At 66.2% G+C, this 15,483-nt stretch carries 15 protein-coding genes; 9 read left to right on the forward strand and 6 right to left on the reverse strand.

Annotation, left to right across the window (positions count from 1 at the left end; genetic code table 11):
* Nucleotides 1-81: 81 nt before the first annotated feature.
* Nucleotides 82-1,065, reverse strand: a complete 984-nt coding sequence (locus ACILR9_RS20670; RefSeq protein WP_395711850.1) for a Bug family tripartite tricarboxylate transporter substrate binding protein — start codon at nucleotides 1,063-1,065, stop codon at nucleotides 82-84.
* A gap of 123 nt (nucleotides 1,066-1,188) precedes the next feature.
* On the opposite strand from ACILR9_RS20670, the gene gatB reads away from it, so the two are divergent.
* Nucleotides 1,189-2,637 carry an Asp-tRNA(Asn)/Glu-tRNA(Gln) amidotransferase subunit GatB gene (gatB, locus tag ACILR9_RS20675; RefSeq protein WP_395711851.1) on the forward strand — a complete coding sequence of 483 codons (1,449 nt, stop codon included), beginning with the start codon at nucleotides 1,189-1,191 and terminating at the stop codon, nucleotides 2,635-2,637.
* Here gatB and ACILR9_RS20680 read toward each other — a convergent pair.
* The gene (locus ACILR9_RS20680; RefSeq protein ID WP_395711852.1) at nucleotides 2,603-4,495 is read right to left on the reverse strand and encodes a glycoside hydrolase family 15 protein; all 1,893 of its coding nucleotides are present in this window, start codon (nucleotides 4,493-4,495) and stop codon (nucleotides 2,603-2,605) included. The genes gatB and ACILR9_RS20680 overlap by 35 nt on opposite strands.
* 170 nt (nucleotides 4,496-4,665) lie before the next feature.
* On the opposite strand from ACILR9_RS20680, the gene ACILR9_RS20685 reads away from it, so the two are divergent.
* A complete protein-coding gene (locus ACILR9_RS20685) occupies nucleotides 4,666-5,433 on the forward strand; it encodes an N-acyl homoserine lactonase family protein (RefSeq protein ID WP_395711853.1) in 768 nt (255 codons plus the stop codon).
* A gap of 4 nt (nucleotides 5,434-5,437) precedes the next feature.
* Here the strand turns inward: ACILR9_RS20685 and ACILR9_RS20690 are convergent, their stop codons facing one another.
* The gene (locus ACILR9_RS20690; RefSeq protein WP_395711854.1) at nucleotides 5,438-6,190 is read right to left on the reverse strand and encodes a hypothetical protein; all 753 of its coding nucleotides are present in this window, start codon (nucleotides 6,188-6,190) and stop codon (nucleotides 5,438-5,440) included.
* A 31-nt stretch (nucleotides 6,191-6,221) separates the two neighbouring features.
* The gene (locus tag ACILR9_RS20695; protein WP_395711855.1) at nucleotides 6,222-6,398 is read right to left on the reverse strand and encodes a hypothetical protein; all 177 of its coding nucleotides are present in this window, start codon (nucleotides 6,396-6,398) and stop codon (nucleotides 6,222-6,224) included.
* Between the two features lie 154 nt (nucleotides 6,399-6,552).
* Here ACILR9_RS20695 and ACILR9_RS20700 point away from each other — a divergent pair, with 154 nt between their 5' ends.
* From ACILR9_RS20700 to ACILR9_RS20725, 6 genes are all read left to right on the forward strand, one after another.
* Nucleotides 6,553-7,539, forward strand: coding sequence for a HupE/UreJ family protein (locus ACILR9_RS20700; RefSeq protein ID WP_395711856.1), 987 nt, complete (start codon nucleotides 6,553-6,555; stop codon nucleotides 7,537-7,539).
* 58 nt (nucleotides 7,540-7,597) lie between these two features.
* Nucleotides 7,598-8,890, forward strand: a complete 1,293-nt coding sequence (locus tag ACILR9_RS20705) for a serine hydrolase domain-containing protein (protein ID WP_395711857.1) — start codon at nucleotides 7,598-7,600, stop codon at nucleotides 8,888-8,890.
* Between the two features lie 176 nt (nucleotides 8,891-9,066).
* Complete coding sequence (locus ACILR9_RS20710; RefSeq protein WP_395711858.1) at nucleotides 9,067-9,996, forward strand: branched-chain amino acid ABC transporter permease; 930 nt, start codon at nucleotides 9,067-9,069, stop codon at nucleotides 9,994-9,996.
* Entirely contained in the window at nucleotides 9,986-10,948 is a 963-nt protein-coding gene (locus ACILR9_RS20715; RefSeq protein WP_395711859.1) for a branched-chain amino acid ABC transporter permease, read from the forward strand. The genes ACILR9_RS20710 and ACILR9_RS20715 overlap by 11 nt, the downstream gene beginning before the upstream one ends.
* The gene (locus ACILR9_RS20720; RefSeq protein ID WP_395711860.1) at nucleotides 10,945-11,682 is read left to right on the forward strand and encodes an ABC transporter ATP-binding protein; all 738 of its coding nucleotides are present in this window, start codon (nucleotides 10,945-10,947) and stop codon (nucleotides 11,680-11,682) included. Before ACILR9_RS20715 ends, ACILR9_RS20720 begins: the two co-directional genes overlap by 4 nt.
* Nucleotides 11,672-12,403: an ABC transporter ATP-binding protein gene (locus tag ACILR9_RS20725; protein ID WP_395711861.1), complete on the forward strand. Its 732-nt coding sequence runs from the start codon at nucleotides 11,672-11,674 to the stop codon at nucleotides 12,401-12,403. Before ACILR9_RS20720 ends, ACILR9_RS20725 begins: the two co-directional genes overlap by 11 nt.
* Nucleotides 12,404-12,598: 195 nt before the next feature.
* Here ACILR9_RS20725 and ACILR9_RS20730 read toward each other — a convergent pair whose 3' ends face one another.
* Both ACILR9_RS20730 and ACILR9_RS20735 read right to left on the reverse strand, forming a co-directional pair.
* On the reverse strand, nucleotides 12,599-13,855 hold the full coding sequence (locus ACILR9_RS20730) for an amino acid ABC transporter substrate-binding protein (protein WP_395711862.1): 1,257 nt from the start codon (nucleotides 13,853-13,855) through the stop codon (nucleotides 12,599-12,601).
* Nucleotides 13,856-13,972: 117 nt separating this feature from the next.
* Nucleotides 13,973-14,962, reverse strand: a complete 990-nt coding sequence (locus ACILR9_RS20735; protein WP_395711863.1) for an LLM class flavin-dependent oxidoreductase — start codon at nucleotides 14,960-14,962, stop codon at nucleotides 13,973-13,975.
* A 65-nt stretch (nucleotides 14,963-15,027) separates the two neighbouring features.
* On the opposite strand from ACILR9_RS20735, the gene ACILR9_RS20740 reads away from it, so the two are divergent.
* Nucleotides 15,028-15,459 (forward strand): Hsp20/alpha crystallin family protein, encoded by a 432-nt coding sequence (locus tag ACILR9_RS20740; RefSeq protein WP_395711864.1) that lies wholly within the window; start codon nucleotides 15,028-15,030, stop codon nucleotides 15,457-15,459.
* Nucleotides 15,460-15,483: the final 24 nt, after the last annotated feature.

The following is a 15,483-nucleotide window of genomic DNA, read 5'->3' on the forward strand; positions in this document are numbered from 1 at the left end:
TCTCCGCCTGCGGGCGACCGCTCGAGAATGACGGAATCTCGGGCCTGAGCTCGTATGGGTGGACGCTGATCACCCGCGCCCCTAGTCGCCCTTGATGTCGTTTTCCTTGATCACCTTGAACCAGCGCTCCTGCTCGCTCTTCTGGTAGGCGGCGAAGTCGGCAGGCGAGGAGGTCAGAATCTCCATGTTGAACTGCTCGATGAACTTCTGCGTCACATCGGGCGAGCGCACGGCCTTGGTGATCTCGGCATGCATGCGGTCGACGATCGGCTGCGGCACGCCGGCCGGCGCGTAGACGCCCCACCACGAGTAGGACGGGAAGGCTTTGATGTTTTGGTCCGCGAGCGTCGGCGTGTCGGGCAGCGCCGGGGTGCGTGCTTCGCCTGTGACGGCAATCGCACGAATCTTGTTCGCACGGATGTGCGGGCTGAACGAGGTCAGGCTCGAGATGCCGATGTCGGTCACGCCGGCCAGCAAATCCTGCACCAGCGGTCCGCCACCCTTGTAGGGAATCAGGTTTATCTTGAGGCCGTTTTCCTTGTTGATGAGGTTGGCGAGCACCAGAGCCTGACTGCCACCGAGCACCCCGAAGCTGATTTTTTCGGGCCTCGCCTTGGCATCGGCCGCCACCTCGGCAAACGTCTTGTACGGCCGATCCGGGTGCGCGGCGATGACCTGCGGCGTACGCCCGATCAGCATCACGTTGATAAGTTCCGAATCCTTGTAAGGGATCGACGGCGCGAAGGCGGGATTGAGGATGTGGCTGTCGAAAGTGACCATCCAGGTCTGGCCGTCGGGCGGCGACTTGGCGGCAATGGAGGCGCCGACGACACTGGCCCCGCCCGGCTTGTTGTCGACGATGACCTGCCAGCCCGTCTGATCCGTAAGCTTGGCCTGGATGATGCGCGCCACCGGATCGGTCGAGCCGCCCGGCGGGAACGGCACGATGATCTTGACCGGTCCTTTGGGCCAGTCGCCGACGTTCTGGGCCCTGACGATGGCGGGTGCGCTGAGTGCAGCCGCGGTGCTGCCGAGCAGCAGCGAGCGGCGTCGAAGAATGGTCATGCTATGCCTCCCTGGCATGATAGTTAGCCCGGAGCCGAAGGATGTGCCATCCCTGTGCGCGCGCCCCGCCGACGTGAGGGAATGTAGACATTCCGCCGGGCAAGCCCTAAGTACCGGCTCACCATGTCCATGATCAAAGGCGAAACCGGCGACTGGGAAATCGTGCTGGGGCTGGAAGTCCATGCCCAGGTGATCTCCGACGCCAAGCTGTTCTCTGGCGCGCCGACCACGTTCGGCGCCGATCCCAACACCCAGGTGTCGCTGGTCGATGCTGCCATGCCCGGCATGCTCCCGGTGATCAACAAGCGCTGCGTCGAGCAAGCTGTCCGCACGGGGCTGGGGCTGAACGCCAGGATCAACCTGCGCTCGGTGTTCGACCGCAAGAACTACTTCTATGCCGACCTGCCGGCCGGCTATCAGATCTCGCAGTACAAGGACCCGATCGTGGGCGAGGGCGAGGTCGAGATCGACCTGCCCGACGGCAAGACGCGCTCGATCGGCATCGAGCGCCTGCATCTCGAGCAGGACGCCGGCAAGAGCCTGCACGACCAGCATCCCAGCCAAACTTATGTCGACCTGAACCGCTCCGGCGTGGCGCTGATGGAGATCGTCAGCAAGCCCGACATGCGCAGCGCCGACGAGGCCGCGGCTTATCTCACCAAGCTGCGCTCGATCGTGCGCTATCTCGGGACCTGCGACGGCAACATGGACGAAGGCTCGATGCGCTGCGATGTCAACGTCTCGGTGCGCAAGCCAGACGGCGAGCTGGGCACACGCTGCGAGATCAAGAACGTGAACTCGATCCGTTTCGTGCGGCAGGCGATCGAGTTCGAGGCGCGGCGCCAGGTCGAGATTATCGAAGGCGGCGGCAAGATCGTTCAGGAGACCCGCCTGTTCGATCCCGGCCGCGGCGAAACGCGCTCGATGCGCTCCAAGGAGGACGCGCATGATTACCGCTACTTCCCCGATCCCGACCTGCTGCCGCTGGTCCTGACGCAGGACTATGTCGACGTCATCAAGGCCGGCCTGCCCGAGCTGCCCGACGCCAGAAAGGCGCGCTTCGGCAAGGATTACGGCCTGTCGACCTACGATGCGGGCGTGCTGGTTGCCGAGAAGGAAACGGCCGAGTTCTTCGAATCCGTCGCCAAGGGCCGTGACGCCAAGCAGGCAGCCAACTGGGTGACGGGCGACTTCTTCGCCATGCTGAAGCGGCGCGGCGTCGGCATCGAGGATTCGCCGGTGAGCGCCGGCCATCTCGGCAAGCTGCTCGACCTGATCGGTGACGGCACGATCTCCGGACGCATCGCCAAGGATCTGTTCCTTGCCATGGAGGAAACGGGCAAGGACCCGGCCAGGCTGGTCGAGGAGCGTGGGCTGAAGCAGGTCACCGACACGGGGGCCATCGAGGCCGCCATCAAGGCGGTGATCGACGCCAATCCGGGTCAGGTCGCCGCCTACAAAGCCAAGCCGACCCTGTTTGGCTGGTTCGTCGGCCAGGTGATGAAGTCGACCGGCGGCAAGGCCAATCCCAAGGCAGTCAACGAGCTCTTGAAGAAGGCCCTGGACGCCTAGCGTCGGCGGTGGCCCCCGGCTGCTTGGGCGGCCGCGGCGGCCGCGGTGCGTGCACGTCGGAGCCATTGACCTTGGCGCGCTGCTCGGCGGGCCGTGCGGCGCGCGTCAGGTTGAAGGCCGTGTTGATCAGGCCGACATGCGAGAAGGCCTGCGGGAAATTGCCGAGCTGGCAGCCCGTCGTGGTGTCGTACTCCTCGGCCAGCAGGCCGAGATCGTTGCGGATGGCGAGCAGGCGCTCGAACAGCTTGCGCGCCTCGTCATGGCGTCCGATCGACACGTAGGCATCGGCCAGCCAGAAGCTGCAGGCCAGGAAGACGCCTTCCCCCGGCTCGAGCCCATCGCTGCTCTCGTGGGTGTTGTAGCGTCTGACCAATCCGTCGACCACGAGCGCCCGCTCGACCGCCTCCACCGTGCCGAGGTAACGCGGGTCGTCCGGCTTGATGAAGCCCACCTGGGCGAGCAGGAGAAGGCTGGCATCCAGGGTCGTATCGCCGTAGGACGCCCTGAACGTGTTGCGTGTGCGGTCGAAACCTAGATCACAGATCTCGTCGTGGATTTCGGCGCACGTCCGGCGCCATTCCTCGACAGGGCCTGGAAGGTCGAGTTGCTCGACCGCCTTGATTGCCCGGTCGAAAGTGACCCATGCCATCACCTTCGAGTAGGTGAAATGGCGCGGCGGGCCGCGGCTCTCCCACAGGCCGCTGTCCGGCCTTTTCCAGGAGGCGCCGACATGTCTCACCAATTCGAGCTGCAGCGCCCAGCCGCTTTCCGATGACGCAAGCCCGCCTTTGCGCGCCTGGGCGAAGGTATCCATCAACTCGCCGTAGACATCGAGCTGGAACTGGAGATAGGCGGCATTGCCGATGCGGACCGGCTTCGACTCGAGATGGCCGGGCAGCCAGTCGGCCTCCCATTCGGTCAGACGCCGTTCGCCCAGCAGGCCGTACATGATCTGCATGTCTGCCGGGTTGCCGGCCACGGCGCGCTGCAGCCAGTCGCGCCACGCCGCCGCCTCGTCGTACACGCCGGCATTCATCAGGGCGAGCAGGGTGAGGGTGGAATCTCGGATCCAGCAATACCGGTAATCCCAGTTGCGCTCGCCGCCCGCGCGTTCGGGCAGCGACGTGGTCGGCGCTGCGACGATGCCTCCGCTCGGCGCGTAGGTCAGGGCCTTGAGCGTGATCAGGGAGCGGCGGATCGCCTCGGCGTATGGGCCGCCACACTTGGTGCGCTTCGTCCACTTGCGCCAGAAATCCTCGCACTCCGCCAGCGCTTTCCGCCAGTCCGGCGCCGCGGGCGCCGGCAGGTGCGAGGGGCCATAGCTCAGGATGAAGGGGACCGTCTGCCCGGCGCGGACCGTGAAGTGGGACGCCGTCTTGAAATCCTCTCCCCACAGCGTCGCCGGCGTTCGCAGCACGGTCATGTCGGGGCCTGCGACGGCACGCTGCGCGCCGTCTTCCATGCGGCTGACCCACGGCGTCGTCGCGCCGTATCCGAACCGCAGCACCAGCTCCATGCACAGGCAAACCTCGCCGTCGTCGCCGCGGACCAGGCGGACGAGGTCGGAGGTCGCGCCGCGCGCCAGCATGAAATCGATCAGCGTCGCGCTGCCTGTCGCCGTCTTGAAGGTTGTTTCGAGGATCAGCGTGTTCGGACGATAGCGACGCGTCACTTCCGTGCAATCGTCCGATGCGGTGATCAGCCATCGCCCGTTCGACGGCCTGCCGAGCAGGGCTGCGAAGCAGGCATCCGAATCGAAGCACGGCCAGCACAGCCAATCGATCGAGCCGTCACGGCCGACCAGTGCCGCGCTCCGACAATCGCCAATCAGGCCGTAGCTTTCGATCGGCGCGCTCAATTCGGGGCACCCTCGAACTCGATACCCACCTCCTTGATGCCATGCTCCGTGTACCGGCCGTCAGCAACCATGCCGACGAAAACAACGCGTCGACGTGGCGGGAAGTTCCGTGGCTTCCCTGTGGCGCGCGCCGGCATGCTAGGCTCGCGGCAACGAAAGCGAGGGCAAGAATGACGGCGAAGCTTTACGCCATGACCTGCGGCCGCCTCGTCGGCCGGCTCAAGGACATGATCGAAGGCGAGGACGGCCAGGTCGCCCTGCCGATTCCATCCTATCTGATCGAGCATCCCAAAGGCCGCGCGTTGTTCGACACAGGCATGCATCCGCAATGCCGGACCGACGCGGCGGGTCGCCTGGGCGAGCGGGTCGCGCGCATCTTCGGCTTCGAGCAATACGGCGCCGAGGACGACATCAAGTCGCGCCTGGAATCGATCGACCGCGATCCCGGCAAGGTCGACTTCATCGTCAACTCGCACCTGCATTTCGATCATGCCGGCGGCAACGAGCTCGTGCCCAATGCCACGATGGTGGTGCAGAAGCGCGAATGGCAGGCCGCGCAGGATCCCGAGACGGCGGCCAGGGTCGGCTTCTTCAGGGCCGATTTCGACCACGGCCATGCGGTGAGGCAGGTCGATGGCGAGCACGATCTGTTCGGCGACGGCAGTGTCGTTTGCCTGCCCACTTACGGCCACACGCCGGGCCACCAGTCGCTCAAGGTGCGCACCGAGCGCGGCGAGATCGTGCTCACCGGCGACTCCTGCTATTTCTGCCGCACGCTGCGCAAACGCCGTCTGCCGCGCTTCGTCTACGACCGCGAGCAGATGCTGGCGTCGCTCGACCGCCTGGAGGCGTTGGAGAAGGGCGGGGCCAAGCTGTTCTTCGGCCACGACCCCGACTTCTGGAGGGACGTGCCGCAGGCCCCCGTGCCGGCGTTCTAGCTGCTCAAACCTGTGGCACGAACTCGATCATGAGACCAGCGGCCTGCCCGCAGGCGACGAGGATGCGGTCGCCTTCTGCCACGGCGAACGGCACGTTGTTGGCGCGCAGCAGGGCCTGCAGCGGGCGGGAGCGTTCGACGGCGATGGTGGCGCCGACCACGGCCGGCAGCTGGTCGGGCGCCATCACCTCGAGCGCCTTGTACTCGAGCAGGTAGGCGCCTGGCGCCCAGACCAGCAGCTCGACCGAGCCCGCCTTCACCATCACGCAGCCGTCGAGGATTTCCTCGCTGGTGGCGCTCCACGCCGTCTTCAGCGCCTTGGCCAATTCGCGCGGATTGGCGGCGACGGCATGGATCGCGATCAGCCCGAGCGCGCCGTTGGGATGAACGATCCATTCCGGCTCCATGAAGGCGTCCGGCGTCTCGTGGCGGACCGGGAACCAGGGCAGGTGCCCGTCGTCGGCGCCGACAATGACCTGTGCCTCGATCTCGAAGCCGTCCTCGGTTTCCCAGGCGTGGCTGCGTTCCTCACCCTCGAGATCGCTCACGTTCAGCGCCAGCGCGACGCGCGCCGGATCGCCCTGCAGCAGCTCGATGTAGTTCGGCACCTCGTCCTGGTCGGGCTGGAAGCAGATGCAGCGTGGCTCGACCTCGTCCGGCGTGAGGGAAAAGCCCAGTTGCTGCAAGGCGGCAGCAGCGCCCGCCGGATCGGACAGGGTCAATGAAAGATGGTCGATGTCGCGCGCCATGATGGTCATGCCCGCTCATACAAGCTTACCACGGCGCCGCTCAAGTGCCATGGTGGGCCGCCAATCGTGGAGAAGCGTAGACCAGCCGGCACGTGTCGTCGTCGAGCGTGACGAGGCGCTCACGTGCCAGCATGCCGTTGAAGATGGTGAGGACACGGTCGCCCTTGTCCATCCTGAGGTCGGTGAGGAAGCCAGGCGCGACGCCTCCGCTCCGCATGACGGGGCACCTCGGGCTTTTGGCCGCTTGCGGCTATGCCGACCACAGCGAAGCCGGGGAGGAGAATGAAAAGCGCGCCCGTATGCGAGCGAATGCCCTGAGATGACGGGGGAGGACCATATGAAACGCCTTGGTCGCAGGGCAGGAGCGTAGAATGACCCGCGTCGCCATCGCCTTATCGATCCTGCTCTGCTCGATCGGCGTCGCGTCGGCGCATGTCGCCAGCACCGGGCTGGCCACGCTCGATGTCGACGGCAGCACCTTGCGTTATCGATTGGCCGTCGTCGCCAGCGAGGTCGACTACCACGGCGGTCGCCTGCTGGCCGAGGCGGCCGCGGGCGATCGCGGCGCCGTGGACCGCGTGACCGCCTTTGCGCGTGACTACGCCCGCTTCTCGATCGATGGCGAGGCCTGCCAGCCCGGGGCGATCGTGATCCGGACGGCCGGCGCCGCCGACAAGCTCGTGATCGAGATGACGGTGTCCTGCGTCAAGTCGATTGGCGTGCTGGCCATGCGCGATGAATGGCCTGACCTGATGGGCACGCACTTCCAGACCCTGCTGAGCGTGCGCATTCCGGATCGTCCGCCATTCGACTTCGTCTTCTTCGAGGCGCGACGGACGGCGACGCTCGACCTCGGCACACCCGTCGACACCGGTTGGCTCGGGTTCGTCGCGATGGGTGTCGAGCACATCGGGGGCGGCATCGACCATCTCCTGTTCCTGGTCGCCTTGCTCGCCTTGGTCCGCGGATTCTGGCCGACGGTGACGATCGTCACGGCCTTCACGGTGGCGCACAGCGTGACCTTGAGCCTGGCGGTGCTCGGCCTGGTCGACGTGCCGTCGCGCATCGTCGAGCCGCTGATTGCCGCGTCGATCGTCTGGGTGGCACTGGAGAATGTTCTCGTCCCGTCCGGACCGGGGCGGCGCTGGCTGGTGGCGGCCGTGTTCGGTCTCGTCCATGGACTGGGCTTCGCCTCGGCGCTGGGCGAGCTCGGATTGCCGCCGGACGCGATGGTCCGGGCGCTCATCGGCTTCAATGTCGGCGTCGAGCTGGGGCTGCCGCGCCTGCCCCGGATCCTGTCGCTCGTCGTCGCCTGCCTCGGTGCCGTCTGGCTCGTGGAGCGGATCGTCGTCGCCTGATCATCCTCGCGCAGGATGGGGCGATTTGCTTTGATGGGCGCAACGAGGAGGAAATCCGATGTCGAGTATTCGTGCGTCCGTCCTGGCCGCCCTGGCGATGAGCATTGCGCTGCCGGCCGGCGCGCAGGGGATTCCCAAGGCGCAATCGCCCGAGGAGGTGGGATTCGTATCCACCCGCCTCAAGCGACTGTCCGATCGCCTCAACGAAGGCGTCAAGAACAACGAGTTGCCGGGCGCCGTGGTGCTGATCGCGCGCAACGGCAAGCTGGCGATGTTCGATTCCTTCGGCTTCCGCGACAAGGAAGCGAAGGTGCCGATGACCAACGACACGATCTTCCGCATCGCGTCGATGACCAAGCCGATCGTCAGCGTGGCGACGATGCTGCTGGTCGAGGAGGGCAGGATCACGCTGGCCGATCCGGTCTCGCGCTACATCCCGGCCTTTGCCGACACCAAGGTCTCGGTGCCCAGGAAGAAGGAAGACGGCACGGTCGAGTACACGCTCCAGCCGCAGGTCCGGGCGATGACGGTGCAGGACCTGATGCGCCACACCTCGGGCCTGACCTACGGCGCGCTGGGCGCCAACGTGGTGAAGCAATCCTATCTCGACATGAAGGTGAACGACCGCGGCCAGACCAACGCCGAGATGGCCGACAAGCTGGCCAAGCTCGCCTTGCTGTACCAACCCGGCACGACCTGGGAATACTCGATGTCGACCGACGTGCTGGGCCGCGTCGTCGAGGTCGCCTCGGGCATGCCGCTCGACAAGTTCATCGAGGAACGCATCACCAAGCCGCTGAAGATGGGCGATACCGCCTTCGAGGTCGGCGCCGACAAGAAGGCGCGTGGCGCCAGGCCGATGAAGGAGGGGCCCAAGAACGAGTTGCCATCGGTCCCCGAGGTCACCGAGAAATTCGTCTGGCGATCGGGCGGTGGCGGCATGGTATCGACCGCGGCCGACTACGCGCGCTTCCTGCAGATGTTCGCCAACGGCGGCCAGCTCGACGGGGTGCGGCTACTGTCGCGCAAGTCGATCGACCTGATGACGGCTGACGCCCTGCCGCCCGACATCAGGATGGGCGAGGACATGTGGCGCTTCGAGGCGCTGGAACCGAGCGCGCGCATGGGGCAGGGCTTCGGGCTGGGCTTCGCCGTGCGCAACGACCAGGGCCGCAGCCCGCTGCCCGGCTCGCCCAACGACTACTACTGGGGCGGCGCCTACGGCACCTATTTCTGGCACGACCCGCGCGAGCGCATGTACGTGGTGTTCATGATGCAATCGCCGGCGGCCCGCCTGCGTTATCGCTACCTGATGCGTGACTTGGTCTACCAGGCGCTGATCGGGAACTGAGTGCTCTCCCTCCTCCCGTGGCGCTGTTTGCGGCGCCACGGGAGGGAAATGAAAGAGACGTCCGCACTATGCAGCCTCGCGAAACGACTGCGAAAAATCGCTAGGCAAGGATCGCTCGCTTGGCGCACACTGTCTGTTGAAGGCGACGCGACGATCGCCGGTTTCGTGGGAGAGACGTGCATGCCAGCGCAGGCTCGCGGCGACGCCGCATCGACGGGTTGATCGACCGCATGGATGGTTCGGCCGATCTGCTATTCAACGCTGTCATCTCGGGTCTGCTGCTCGGCGGGTTCTATGCGGCCGTGTCGATGGGCGTGGCAATCTCATTCGGCTTGCTGGACGTGGTCAATATCGCCCATCCGGCTTTCATCCTGCTCGGCTCCTACGTCGCCTTCATCGGCAATACGGTGTTCGGCATCGACCCGATCCTGGCCGCCCTGATCGCCACGCCGGCGTTCTACTTTCTCGGCATGCTGGCCTATCAGGTCTACTACGTCGCGTTCGAGCGACGGGACGACCAGTCGCTGCGCGGCCTGTCGTTCTTCTTCGGCATCCTGTTCATCACCGAAGTGAGCCTGGTGCTGGTGTTCGGCGTCGATTATCGCCTGGTTCAGGCGTCCTATATCGGCGCCAATATCAATCTGGGCTTTCTCGAGCTGCCGCTGCGCCTGCTGGTGCCCTTCCTGGTCTCGATGCTCATGGTGGTCGCGCTGCAAGCCTTCCTGTCGCGCACCTTCATCGGGCGGGCCATCCAGGCGGTGGCGCAGGACCAGCAGGCGCTGCGGCTGATGGCGGCCAACCCGGTCAAGATCAAGCGTATCGCCTTCGGCCTGTCGATCGCGACGGCATCTCTGGCGGGCGCCTTCCTGATCATCATCCAGCCGATCGAGCCGTCGATCGGACGCGAATATATCGGCCGGGTGTTCGCCATCGTCGTCCTGGGAGGGCTCGGCAGCTTCCCTGGCATGGTCATAGCGGCCGTCACCCTGGGCATCGCTGAAAGCCTGACCGCCACGTTCTTCGGCCCGTCCTGGGCGCCTGCCGTGGCGTTCGGCATCCTGCTCATCACTCTGGCGGTACGGCCCAGTGGTATCCTTGGCCGATAAGCTGGTCACCCCCGGCATGCGCGGGGTACCGTTCATCCTCTGCCTGATCGCGGCCGCCGCGGTCATCTTCGCCTGCGGCAAGTGGATCAACAACAGTTACGCCTTCTTCGCCGCCTATGTCGTGGTCCAGTACATCGTGCTGGGCACCGCCTGGAACATCCTCGGCGGCTATACCGGCTACGTGAATTTCGGCGTCACGGCGTTCTTCGCCATCGGCGCCTACTCGACGGTGGTGCTGCATAAGCTCGTGCCGGCGCTGCCGCTGCCCATCATGGTTCTGGTCGGCGGTATCCTGGCCGGCCTGGTCGGCCTCGGAACCGGTTACCTGACCCTGCGCTTGCGCGGGGTCTTCTTCTCCATCGCGACACTGGCCCTGGCGGTGGTCGTGCAGACGCTGATCACCAACTGGGATTTCGTCGGCGGCGCGCGCGGCGCCTACGTGCTGCGCCCTCGCGTGGCGCCGCTGATCGGCGGCGAATACGTCCAGTACCTGTTCCTGATCATGCTGGGTCTGTGCGTTGTCGTGCTGGCGACGGCGCGCAGCATCGAACGCTCGGCTCTGGGCTATGGTTTCGCCGCCATTCGAGACGACGAGGCGGCGGCCGAGGCTTCGGGCGTCCCGACGCTCAGGCTGAAGCTGATCGCGACCACGCTCTCCGGCGGCTTCATGGGCATGGCGGGGGCCCCGTTGCCCTACTACGTCACCTACCTCGACCCGACCTCGGGCTTCAGCCTGAACTACGCGGTCAACGCCATCGCCATGCCGTTGATCGGCGGCATGGGAAGCTGGGTCGGTCCGATCGTCGGCGCCGTGCTGGTCGGCGGCCTGCAGGAGTATCTGCGGGTGACCATTTCCTCGGCCGTCAATGTGCTGGTCGCCGGCGTGCTGATGGTGGTGTTCGTCATCGTGGCGCCGCAAGGCATCGTCGGCCTGTTCCAGAGGAAGAGATGACGGCGCTGCTGCATGTCGATGGAGTGGGCAAGCGCTTTGGCGGCTTCGTCGCCCTCGAGGCGATCGAGCTCGAGGTGCAGAACGGCGAGCGCCTCGGCCTGATCGGCCCCAACGGCTCGGGCAAGTCGACCCTGGTCAACTGCATCTGCGGCACCCTGCGCAACGAAACCGGCAGCGTCCGTTTCGACGGCCAGGCGCTCGACGGGTTGTCGGCGCATGAACGCACGCGCCGCGGCCTGGCGCGCAGCTTCCAGCTTCCGCGCCCGTTCGGCAGCCTGTCGCTGGCCGACAACCTGCGCATACCCATCCTCTATGCGGTGAACGCGCGGGGCGGTGCTGGCGCTATTGGCGGCGAGGCGATTGCCGCGCGATGTCGCGACCTGCTGGGCGAGGTCGGGCTGGCCGGCAAGGCCGATCGGCTGCCGCGCGATCTGACGCAGATCGAGATGCGCAAGCTCGAGCTGGCTCGCGCCATGGCGGCCGAGCCTAAGCTCCTGATTGCCGACGAGGTGATGGCCGGCCTGTCGCACAACGAGGTCGACGAGATCATAGCGCTGCTGATCCGCCTCAACGAGCAGGGCGTGACCGTGATCATGATCGAGCACATCATGCGGGCCGTGATGGAGGTCTCGCAGCGCCTGGCGGTGCTGGTGGCCGGGCGCAAGATCGCCGACGGCCCCCCTAAGGACGTGGTGCGCGATCCCGAAGTCGTGAGAGCTTACCTTGGAGAGTAGCCTCACCCTCGCCAACATCCACGCCGGCTATGGCGCGGTGCGAATCATCGAGGACGTGTCGCTGCGCGTCGGCGCCGGCGAGACGGTGGCCCTGCTCGGCACCAACGGCAACGGCAAATCGACCCTGATGAAATCGGTCATGGGAATGGTGCGGCCGTCGGCCGGCAGCATCAAGGCGGAGATCGAGGGCACCGTGCACGAGCTGGTCGGCCGGTCGACCGAGGAGATCGTCGATCTCGGTATCGGCTTCGTGCCCGAGGGAAGGCGGTTGTTCCCCAAGCTGACCGTGACCGAGAACCTCATGCTCGGCGCCTTCCGGCCGACCGCCCGGTCGGCGATCGCGCGCAATCTCGACTTCTGCTTCGAGACGTTCCCCCGCCTCAAGGAGCGGTCGGGCCAGCTGGCCGGCAGCATGAGCGGCGGCGAGCAGCAGATGCTGGCGCTGGCGCGGGCGCTGATGTCGGCGCCGCGCATCCTGCTGATCGACGAGCCGTCGGTCGGCCTGGCACCACTGTTGGTCAGTCGCACGATCGACAAGATCAAGGAGCTCAAGGAAGGCTACAACCTGACGGTGCTGATGGCCGAGCAGAACTTCACCCAGGCGATCCGCATCGCCGACCGCGGCTACGTGATCGTGCACGGCCGCATCGCCTTCGAGGGCGAGTCGGCCGAGGCGCTGAACAACAACGACATGATCCGCGAGTTCTATCTCGGGGCATAAATCTCCTCCCCAGCTTCGCTGGGGAGGTGTCGCCGTCTTACGGCGACGGAGGGGTCATGAGCCATCGGCCCCGCCGTCTCTCCTGGGACTCATGACCCCTCCGTCCGCGAAGACGCGGACACCTCCCCAGCGAAGCTGGGGAGGAGGGCCTTGATCCTCGCTACGCTCGGGATGACAGCGGACGGAAGTCCGCTGTCACTTCTTCGGGTCGTATGGATAGATGATGTTGCCGGTCTTGTACTTGGTCGGCCACAGGATCACTTCGGTCTTGGGATCGCGGAACTGGTCGACCGAGTTGCCGCTGACGCCCTGGAACTGGACCGCCAGGACCTGCGCTTCGGTCCACTCGCCCTCGGCGTTGAACTTGATGTCGCCGACGATCGTCTTGAAGGTGTTCTTGCGGCAGAAATCGGCGAGCTTGGCGTCGTCGGTGCCGCCGGCTCCGATCACGGCTTGCTCGACCACCTGCATGATGGCGTAGCCGAACGGCGGCAGGTAATAGCCCAGCAGGTCGACGCCGGCGGCCGCCGATTTCGCCTGGTACTTCTTCAGGAACTCGCGGGCGGCATCGGTGGCGAAGCCTGCCCAGGGCAACCAGAAATCGTAGACCACGATGCCGTTCAGCAGCGGCCCGAGCTGCGTCTTGATGGCGGTCGCCTGCAGGCCGACCATGCCGCCGCCGTAGATCTTTGGCTTGAAGCCGGTCTCGCTCGACGCCCGGATGATTCCCACCGAATCGGGCGGATAGGACGAGGCGAAGAAAATGTCGGGATTGGTCGCGGCGATGGCGCGCACCAGCGGCGTGTAGTCGGCGGTCGCCGGCGGATAGGTCTTGTCGTAGACGATCTTCAGGTTGTATTTCTTGGCGATGTTGCGCACGCCTTCCATGGCGTTGCGCGGGAACTCGGCGTCGGCGCCGGTCATCGCCAGGGTCGTCGGCTTGGGGTTCTGGGCCATCGCCACCTCGAAGAAGCCTTCGGCGAAGGCTTCCTTCGGCTTCGGCCCGCCCGCCGGTTGGACCGAGAAGTAGCGCGGATACTTGAACTCGGAGTTCACGGCCAAGCCGAACAGCCCGAAGAAGGTGCGGTCCTTCTGCATGACGACCGGCATCGCCGGCGCAATCATGTTGGTGGCGTAGCCGCTCACCACCACGTCGACCTTGTCGACGTCCATCAGCTTTGTATAGAGGCCGGGCACCTGCGAGGGATTGGACTGGTCATCGTAGTAAACGAGCTTGACCGGCCGGCCGAGCAGGCCGCCCTTGGCATTGATCTCCTCTTCCCAGATCTGCATGGAAAGCAGCGCCGCCTTCCCGTTGGGCGCGAGGCCGCCGGTCAGCGCCATGCCGAAGCCGATGGTGAGCGGCTTGCCCTGCGCGCTGGCGCTGCCGGCGAAGCCGGTGGCCGCGCCGGCGGCGGCAAGCTTGCCAAGAGTACGACGTTTGATACGCATGGACACTTCCTCCCTGTCCTTTGTGATTTGCGTGGTTCGATCCTAGAGCGCTTTGCGATGCGATGGAACCGTCCGCCGCGAATGCCTCCCCCGATGACGGGGGAGGAAGATGAAAGCTCAATCCGCGGCGACGGCAGGGCTGGGCTGGAAGGCCGGCATGACCTCGCGGGCAAAGGCGCGCAGGTTGCCGACCGACGCGTTGGGATCGACCAGCAGCAGGTTGGTGGCGCCGCCCGCCCCGAGCTCGCGGATGCGGGCGATCACCTCGTCGGGCGTGCCGAGCAGGGGCGCGGTGTCGTCCTCGACGCGGTCGGGCAGCTTGTCGCGCGCGAGGTCGCCGATGACGCTCAGCGTCCGGCGGCGCGTCTGGTAGGCGGCTTCGCGTTCGCCCTCGCTGTGGATCATCTGCAGAGCCCGGGCCGTCGCCACCATGTCGGGCGAGTAGGGCCGGCCGGCGCGCTCGCACTCCTCGCGGAACAGGGCGATGCGGCGGATGATCTGGTCGGTCTGGGCGAGCTGGTCGAGCAGCAGGTTGTAGCCCTCGCGCGCCGCGCGCCGCACGCTGTCGAGGCTGCCCGCGGCAAGCCACAGCGGCGGGTGCGGGCGCTGCAGCGGCGCCGGCTCGACGAGGATGTTCTCGTAGTGCCAGCGCTTGCCGTGATGGCTGAACCGGCCCTCGCTGGTCCACGCCTTGCGGATCACCTCCATGGCCTCGTCGAAGCGCTCGGTCGCCTCGTCCATCGGTATGCAGAAGCCGCTGAACTCGGCTTTGCGATAGCCCTTGCCGACGCCGAGATCGACGCGCCCGCCGGTCAGCAGGTCGAGTGTCGCGACCTGCTCGGCGACCAGAACCGGATTGTGCCACGGCAGCACCACCACGGCGGTGCCGAGGCGGATGTTGCGGGTCTTGGCCGCCAGGTAGGCCAGCACGGTCATCGACGAGGAAACTTGGCCCTGCCCGGTGAAATGATGCTCGACCATGAACAAGTGGCGGAAGCCCAGGCGGTCAGCCTCGACGACATAGTCGATGAAGGTTTCGTAGCCCTGGCTGTCCTCCAGGCCGGTCGAAGGCTTGGTGCGCGCGCCGCCGAATAGTCCGAATTGCATGGACGCCATGCTGGACGCGCCGGCCGGACATGGGCAAGCGCAAAAACTTCCCTATATTGGCGGACATGACCGATGATCCCCGAAAGTGGATGTGGGCCGAGGCGCTGCAGATGCTGGCCCGTGCCGAACGCCTGAACCGCACCGTCTTCAATCCGCCGCAGGCCTCGCAGCGCGGTATCGGCTGGGAGCCGCCGGCCGACGTGCTCGAAACCGACTCCATGGTGCTGATCCTGGTCGCGCTGCCGGGCGTCGACCCCAAGGAGATCAGGCTCAGCCTGCAGGGCGGCGTGCTCACGCTCTCGGGCGAGCGCGTGCTGCCGCAGGAGCTGCGCACCGCGACGATCCATCGGCTCGAGCTGCCGCAGGGCCGCTTCGAGCGCCGCGTTCCCATCCCGCCCGGCCGCTACGAGCAGCCGCGCACCGGGGTATCGAACGGCTGCGTGGTCATCCAGTTGGTCAAGGCGCCGCTGTCTCAGGCGACGAAGGTGCAGCCGTGAGCCCGCCCGACGCCGCCACCGCCG

It is taken from the genome of Reyranella sp., assembly GCF_044224635.1.
Lineage (GTDB): Bacteria > Pseudomonadota > Alphaproteobacteria > Reyranellales > Reyranellaceae > Reyranella.